This is a genomic window from Methylobacterium gnaphalii, from assembly GCF_007992215.1.
GTDB lineage: Bacteria > Pseudomonadota > Alphaproteobacteria > Rhizobiales > Beijerinckiaceae > Methylobacterium > Methylobacterium gnaphalii.
In genome coordinates, this window is the sequence record NZ_BJZV01000022.1 from 68,253 (window position 1) to 74,550 (window position 6,298).

Sequence of the window (6,298 nt, forward strand, 5' to 3'; positions counted from 1 at the left end):
GATTTCTCACCGCCCTATCGAAGTCAGGCGGGAACCGGAATGGTGCCGGTGGACGAGGGCGGCGTCTGACTGCCCGACGGCGCATATCCGCGGGTTTCGGGCATCAGCGTAAGATACGCCACGAAGCCGGCGACCGCGATCGCAGCGAGCACCAGGAAAGCCATCGAGAAGCCCGAACCGACGATGATCACCCCGGCGAGCGTTGCGCTGAAGGAGGCGCCCAGGCCCTGCGCGGTGGCGACCGCCCCCTGGGCCACGTTGAACCGGCCGGTGCCACGGGTCAGGTCGGCCACGACCAGCGGGAACAGTGCGCCGTAGATGCCCGCGCCGATCCCATCGAGGCACTGCACGGCCACCAGCCAAAACGGGTTGTCGGAGAAGACGTAGAGCACGCCACGGATCGCCAGGAAGCCGAAAGCGGCGAGGAAGATCGGCTTGCGGCCGATTGCATCGGCCTTGGCCCCGACAAACACGGCGACCGGCACCATCACGAGCTGAGCGGCCACGATGCAGACCGCGATGAGCGAGGTGGCGTGATCCTTTCCCGAGATCTTGGTGAGGAGCTGGCCGACCGAGGGCAGCATCGCCGCATTGGCCAGATGGAAGGTCGCGCAAAGTCCGGCAAACAGCATCAGGTGCCGGCTCTGCAGCAGAGCCGCGAGGCCCGAAGGCCGGTTCACACCCTCGGTCTGGTCCTTGGCGTGGTCCATGCCGCGGGCAACATCGTCGTCGATCTCCTCGGCCGGAATCATCAGCGTCGCGGCGATGGAGGCGGCGGCCAGAACCGCCATCAGCCAGAACACGACGATCGGACCGAAAAAGTATGCGCTGCCGCCGGCGATCATCGCCGAGGCGGCATTGCCCGCATGGTTGAAGCCCTCGTTGCGACCGACGCGCGTCGAGAACATGTTCGGCCCGACCACGCCGAGTGTGATCGCAGCAATGGCCGGCGGGAAGATCGCCCCGGCCATGCCAGCGAGCGATTGCGTCGCGGCGACGAGGTAGAAATTCGAGACGAAGGGCAGCGCCAGACAGCTCAAAGTGACGGCGACGGCGGCGGCAATGACCACGGCGCGCTTGCCGGTGCTCCGGTCGATCAGCGCCCCGGCCGGCGTCTGCGCGATCAGCCCGGCGATACCCGCGATGGTCATGACCAAGCCGATCGTCGCCTCGTTCCAACCCTGATCCGGCCCACGCACTGCAAGCAGGTAGATCGCGAGATACGGCCCGAGCCCGTCGCGCACGTCCGCGAGGAAGAAGTTCATCGCGTCGAGCCCACGCAGCGAGCGCGTCGACGGCCGACGCGTCGCCGCATCGCTCCCAGGCGTCATGGAGGATCTCCGGCGGGAGGGGAAACGCTTCGGCTTCCGCAGGCACGGCGACCGAACCAAGCCTGCAATGCACAGGCGTGGGCTCGGTTCCAAACACGGACGGCGCGTACCGCTTATTCCGTACTCGCTGCTCGAGGCATGCCCAGAACTCCCGCAAGCGTGTCTTGACGCGAAGCCAGACCGCTGAGAACCATCGCCTGTACACAAGGGTTTAGCCGGCCGAAGGCCGCGGCGAGGAGACCGGGATGGGGTTCTTTCAAGATGCGCTCGTCCGCATCAACCGCGCCGTCATGTCCTATGCAGGCGACGCGGTGTTCATGCAGGCGGCCGTCGCCGCGGCCGCCAACGTCATCGTCGCCGACGGCGAGACCGACGAAGAGGAGATCGAGGCCGCGCTCGTCAGCATGCGCGCCAACCCGATCCTTGCCAAATCCTACGACACGCTCGCCCTGGAAAAAGAGCTCTACGAGGCCCTGGCACGCGCCGAACTCCGTGCCGGCCGACTCGAAAACATGACGCTCGTCGCCGCCGTCGCCGACCGGCCGCTGGAGCACCGCCAGCACGTCTTCCTCATCGCCGCCGACGTGGCGGATAAGGGCGGCATCACTGCCACCGAGCACAGGGTGCTCGACGCGCTGGCCGAGGCGCTCGACGTCGACAAAGTGGCGCTGCTCGGCTGAGCGGCCGCTCAGGCCGCCTTCTTCTGGTAGTCCTTCACGTCGGTGAAGCGCACCTTGTCCCAGCGCTCTTCCTCGTAGCGTAGCGAGAAGGCCGTAGTCGCCATGAAGACCGGCGCGCCATCGAGGTCGCTCGCCATCGACGAGCCGTGGGCATCGATGAACTTGTCGAGCTCGACCTCCGAATCCGCCTCGATCCAGCGGCAGACGGAGAAGCGGCTCATCTCGTAGTCGATCGGCAGCCCGTATTCCGCCTGCAGCCGCTCCTTCAGCACATCGAGCTGTAGCGCGCCGACCACGCCGACGATGGCCTGAGAGCCGTCCTGTGGGATGAAGACCTGGACGACGCCCTCCTCGCCCATCTGCTGGAGGGCCTCCTTAAGCTTCTTGGCCTTCATCGCATCGGTGAGCTTGATCCGGCGCATAATCTCGGGCGCAAAGCTCGGCACCCCGCGAAAGATCAGTTCCTCGCCCTCAGTAAGCGTATCGCCGATGCGCAGCGTCCCGTGGTTGGGGATGCCAACTACGTCGCCGGCATGAGCCTCGTCGGCAATGGCGCGATCCTGGGCGAAGAAGAATTGCGGCGCCGTCAGCGGGATCGGCTTGCCGGTGCGCACCAGCTTCGCCTTCATGCCGCGACGGAGCTGGCCCGAGCAGACACGCATGAAGGCGATGCGGTCGCGGTGGTTCGGGTCCATATTCGCCTGAATCTTGAAGACGAAGCCCGTCATCTTGGGCTCGGTCGGCTCGATGCGGCGCTTGTCGGCATCCTGCCCGCGCGGCGGCGGCGCGACGCGGGCGAGCCCATCGATCAGGTCGCGCACACCGAAATTGCGGAGTGCCGATCCGAAGAAGACCGGCGTGAGATGGCCCTCGCGGAAGGCCGTGAGGTCGAACCGCTTGAGTCCGCCCTCGGCGAGCTCCGCCTCCTCGCGCCAGGTCGCGGCCTCGCCCTCCTCCTTCAGCAGCTCGTCGAACAGCGGATCGTCGATGCCGGAAACCGCCACGGTGCCAGCATCGTCTGCAGCATCGAGCCGGCGCACGCGGTTGTTGCCGAGATCGTAGGTGCCGGCGAAGGAGCGCCCGCGCCCAATCGGCCAGGTCACCGGCGCAACGTCGAGCGCCAGGGTCTTCTCGATCTCGTCGAGCAACTCGAACGGGTCGCGCGCCTCGCGATCGAGCTTGTTCACGAAGGTAACGATCGGGATATCGCGCAGCCGGCAGACCTCGAACAGCTTGCGGGTGCGCGCCTCGATTCCCTTGGCCGCGTCGATCACCATCACAGCCGAGTCGACGGCGGTGAGCGTCCGATAGGTATCCTCCGAGAAGTCCTCGTGGCCCGGCGTGTCGAGCAGGTTGAAGACGCAGTCGCCGTACTCGAAGGTCATCACCGAGGTGACGACCGAGATGCCGCGCTCCTTCTCGATGCCCATCCAGTCCGAGCGGGTGGAGACGCGGTTGCGCTTGGCCTTGACCTCGCCAGCGAGCTGAATCGCACCGCCGAACAGCAGCAGCTTCTCGGTGAGCGTGGTCTTGCCCGCATCCGGGTGCGAGATGATCGCGAAGGTGCGCCGCCGCGCGACGGGGTCGGCGTCTTTCGCGGCTGCGGGTTTGGGATCGGTCTGCATCAACATGGCGGGCACCGGCCGCCTGTGGGGCGGCCGCTCGTACGAGGTCCTTCGGGTAGAGTGCGCTCTCTACGCGTTCCGGTTCGCGCGCGCAAAGACCGCGAGGGGCTCAGCCCCGCCCGACATACGGCATCGTCGTCGCCATCACGGTCATGAACAGCACGTTGGCCTCGAGCGGCAGCCCGGCCATGTAAACGACCGCATTAGCTGCATGGCGAGCATCCATGACGGGCTCAGGCTTCATCGAGCCGTCTGCCTGCCGGGCGCCGTCCTTGAAGGTGAGCGTCATGTCCGTCTCGGCGTTGCCGATGTCGATCTGGCCGCAGGCGATGTCGAAGGGGCGTCCGTCGAGGGAGGTGGCGCGGGTGAGCCCGGTGATGGCATGCTTCGTCGCCGTGTAGGGCGCCGAGTTCGGCCGTGGGGTACTGGCCGAGACCGAGCCGTTGTTGATGATGCGCCCGCCCCTCGGCGATTGCGCCCTCATCTGCCGGAATGCCGCACGCGTGCAGTAGAAGGCGCCCGTCAGGTTGGTGTTGACGGAGCTGAGCCAGTCCGCGTCGGTGATCTCGTCCACCGGCACGGCCGGCGTGAAGATGCCGGCATTGTTGAACAACAGATCAAGCCGGCCGTACCGCTCGACAACCTCGGCCACGAGCTTGTCGACGGCCGCGGCCTCGCCGACATCGGCCGGAACGCAGAAGGCCTCGCCACCGGCTTCCCCGATCGCACGCGCGACCGCCTCCAGCGGCTCCAGCCTCCGCCCGGTCAGTGCCAGCCGCCAGCCGGCGGCCGCTAGGGCCAGCGCCACAGCACGCCCGACACCGGAGCCCGCTCCCGTTACGATTCCGATGCCACCCATGCCCTGCCTCTCGAAACTCACAGACGTGCGGTTTCGCGCCGGGCGTACCCAGTTGCAAGCATCACGGACGCCGTCTAGACACGCCCAGCCTAGCGCGATGGGGCGTCGCCAAGTGGTAAGGCATCGGTTTTTGGTACCGACATTCCCAGGTTCGAATCCTGGCGCCCCAGCCATTTCCCACTAGGGAAACAGGCATTTAGGCTCAGCGACATATCGGACACACCGGAACAAACGGTGGATGTCTGACGCACGAATGCCGGCACAGCCGACATGATCCGCCGCTGCGAGGCTGCCGGCGTGCCGGCGGTGAGGGTGAAGGCATGATCGGCCGCACCTACCTCGAACGCGGCAAGCCGGTCGTCATGCTGATCCGCTGGGCCGGCAAGGGTCCGAGGAACGTCCTGATCAAGCGGGAAAGCGGTGAACGTGTCGTGCGGCCGTTTAGAGGATTGCGTAAGCTTCCCCCCGACACAGGAGCGCATCATGGCCGAGACGAGCGAGACGACACTGAAGTGGATCTCGGAAGGCGATGCTCTCCCGAAGGTGGGACAGGTCGTATTGGTCGCTACGCCTCGCTCAGTAGGCGAGTTTTGGAATGTCGCTACTGCGAGGCTGCTCATCCGCTTTGAGGAAGTCGCAGCCGTCCCGGTGAAGGCCGGCTCGGCATGGCCGTCAGATTACTGGTGGGGATATGGCCGCCAAGGTCAGGAGGTGGGCCTGATCACCGGTAACGGCTTCTGGGCCGCGCTGGAGGCGATCCCCTTGCCGCCGGGCGCCGAGCATCAGCACATGAATGGCTATCACGCGGTCGCGCAGATCGGTGATGTGTTTATTCCGCAGAAGCGCTGACGCTCTCCCCTCCCTGCCTGATCCCGCATAAAGCCTGCGGCATGGCCGATCGGACCACCGTTAAGCGTCCGTCAGGTCAGCCGTGCTATTGTGCCTGATGCGCTTTTTCACTCTCGCCCTCGCCGTCACGCTTTTTGCTGCGCCAGCGCAAGCAGGCCCGATCTCTGACGCCATCTTCGGCCGACCTTTTGCCGAGGGTGCCGTGACGAGCGGTGCGTTTGGGTTTTCAGGCTCCGACTACTACGGCAATGAGAGCGCTAAAGGACCGCGCCGGTTTGCCCGGCCACAGAGGCATGCAGCTGTCGCAGTCCGTCGCAAGCACATGCCAAAAGCGCACCCGTCGGCATATCTTCCGCCCGTTGCGGCGCACCCTTACCGACCCTAACCGATGATGGCGGAGCGCCCGACCCCTCTGCGCACGATAATCTTCGTCGCGATCGCCAGCCTGATCGTCGGCGCGAGCGTGCTGCCGATGGTCTGGGCGACGTCGAAGGCACTCGGGCTGTGGTAGACGCCGCCACGCGAGCCAATGGCAAGAACGCGCGTCTTGGTGTTTAAATGCCTCCGACAGAGGAGCGCATCATGGCTGAGACGGCACTTCTGCCCTGGACGCAACGCGTCGCCAACGTGCGCAAGACGCTCGGCCGTGAACCGACGTTGGCCGAGATGCTGCGGCTCTGCGCGATGCACCAAATGCCTGAACCAGAAGTGCAGGCCCAGGCCGCGAGTTGGGCTCGGGCAGGGGAACGATCGAAACGGTGACCGATCCCTTCGACCCAGAGAACTCGCCGGCCGCCGAGTTCGAACGCTACCTGAGCAAGATCGAGCCTGCCGAACGCTACACCCGCCCGACCCACACGCGACCGTTTCATCCGTACCGGGATGGGCCGGCATGGGGATTGGCGATCGTGGTGGCGGGACTCGGCGCGTACTGGCCGGCGGGCGTGTTCGGCT

The 6,298-nt window shown here is 66.0% G+C and carries 8 protein-coding genes and 1 tRNA gene; 6 read left to right on the top strand and 3 right to left on the bottom strand.

Going from position 1 to position 6,298, the window contains the following annotated elements:
- Positions 1 to 23: 23 nt before the first annotated feature.
- Positions 24 to 1,331 (bottom strand): MFS transporter, encoded by a 1,308-nt coding sequence (locus MGN01_RS17710; protein ID WP_147048151.1) that lies wholly within the window; start codon positions 1,329 to 1,331, stop codon positions 24 to 26.
- Between the two features lie 245 nt (positions 1,332 to 1,576).
- Between MGN01_RS17710 and MGN01_RS17715 the strand changes: the two genes are divergently transcribed.
- A complete protein-coding gene (locus MGN01_RS17715) occupies positions 1,577 to 2,011 on the top strand; it encodes a tellurite resistance TerB family protein (protein ID WP_147048152.1) in 435 nt (144 codons plus the stop codon).
- An 8-nt stretch (positions 2,012 to 2,019) separates the two neighbouring features.
- On the opposite strand, the gene MGN01_RS17720 is transcribed toward MGN01_RS17715, so the two are convergent.
- Entirely contained in the window at positions 2,020 to 3,642 is a 1,623-nt protein-coding gene (locus MGN01_RS17720) for a peptide chain release factor 3 (RefSeq protein ID WP_147048153.1), read from the bottom strand.
- A gap of 103 nt (positions 3,643 to 3,745) precedes the next feature.
- A complete protein-coding gene (locus tag MGN01_RS17725) occupies positions 3,746 to 4,495 on the bottom strand; it encodes an SDR family oxidoreductase (RefSeq protein ID WP_147048154.1) in 750 nt (249 codons plus the stop codon).
- Positions 4,496 to 4,593: 98 nt separating this feature from the next.
- Between MGN01_RS17725 and MGN01_RS17730 the strand changes: the two genes are divergently transcribed.
- The 5 genes from MGN01_RS17730 to MGN01_RS17750 all read left to right on the top strand — a co-directional run.
- A tRNA-Gln gene (locus MGN01_RS17730) sits at positions 4,594 to 4,668 on the top strand.
- Positions 4,669 to 4,978: 310 nt separating this feature from the next.
- Positions 4,979 to 5,344, top strand: coding sequence for a hypothetical protein (locus tag MGN01_RS23670; protein WP_170246048.1), 366 nt, complete (start codon positions 4,979 to 4,981; stop codon positions 5,342 to 5,344).
- Positions 5,345 to 5,732: 388 nt separating this feature from the next.
- The gene (locus MGN01_RS24450; RefSeq protein WP_280178556.1) at positions 5,733 to 5,855 is read left to right on the top strand and encodes a hypothetical protein; all 123 of its coding nucleotides are present in this window, start codon (positions 5,733 to 5,735) and stop codon (positions 5,853 to 5,855) included.
- A 71-nt stretch (positions 5,856 to 5,926) separates the two neighbouring features.
- Positions 5,927 to 6,106: a hypothetical protein gene (locus tag MGN01_RS17745; RefSeq protein WP_147048157.1), complete on the top strand. Its 180-nt coding sequence runs from the start codon at positions 5,927 to 5,929 to the stop codon at positions 6,104 to 6,106.
- The coding region (locus MGN01_RS17750; RefSeq protein WP_147048158.1) for a hypothetical protein at positions 6,103 to 6,298 on the top strand (196 nt) is incomplete at its 3' end. The genes MGN01_RS17745 and MGN01_RS17750, both read left to right, overlap by 4 nt.

What these genes read in the sequence shown, in the direction of transcription:
- MGN01_RS17710 (WP_147048151.1), bottom strand. Translation starts at nt 1,331, where the DNA reads ATGACGCCTGGGAGCGATGCGGCGACGCGTCGGCCGTCGACGCGCTCG.
- MGN01_RS17715 (WP_147048152.1), top strand. Translation starts at nt 1,577, where the DNA reads ATGGGGTTCTTTCAAGATGCGCTCGTCCGCATCAACCGCGCCGTCATG.
- MGN01_RS17720 (WP_147048153.1), bottom strand. Translation starts at nt 3,642, where the DNA reads ATGTTGATGCAGACCGATCCCAAACCCGCAGCCGCGAAAGACGCCGAC.
- MGN01_RS17725 (WP_147048154.1), bottom strand. Translation starts at nt 4,495, where the DNA reads ATGGGTGGCATCGGAATCGTAACGGGAGCGGGCTCCGGTGTCGGGCGT.
- MGN01_RS23670 (WP_170246048.1), top strand. Translation starts at nt 4,979, where the DNA reads ATGGCCGAGACGAGCGAGACGACACTGAAGTGGATCTCGGAAGGCGAT.
- MGN01_RS24450 (WP_280178556.1), top strand. Translation starts at nt 5,733, where the DNA reads ATGATGGCGGAGCGCCCGACCCCTCTGCGCACGATAATCTTCGTCGCG.
- MGN01_RS17745 (WP_147048157.1), top strand. Translation starts at nt 5,927, where the DNA reads ATGGCTGAGACGGCACTTCTGCCCTGGACGCAACGCGTCGCCAACGTG.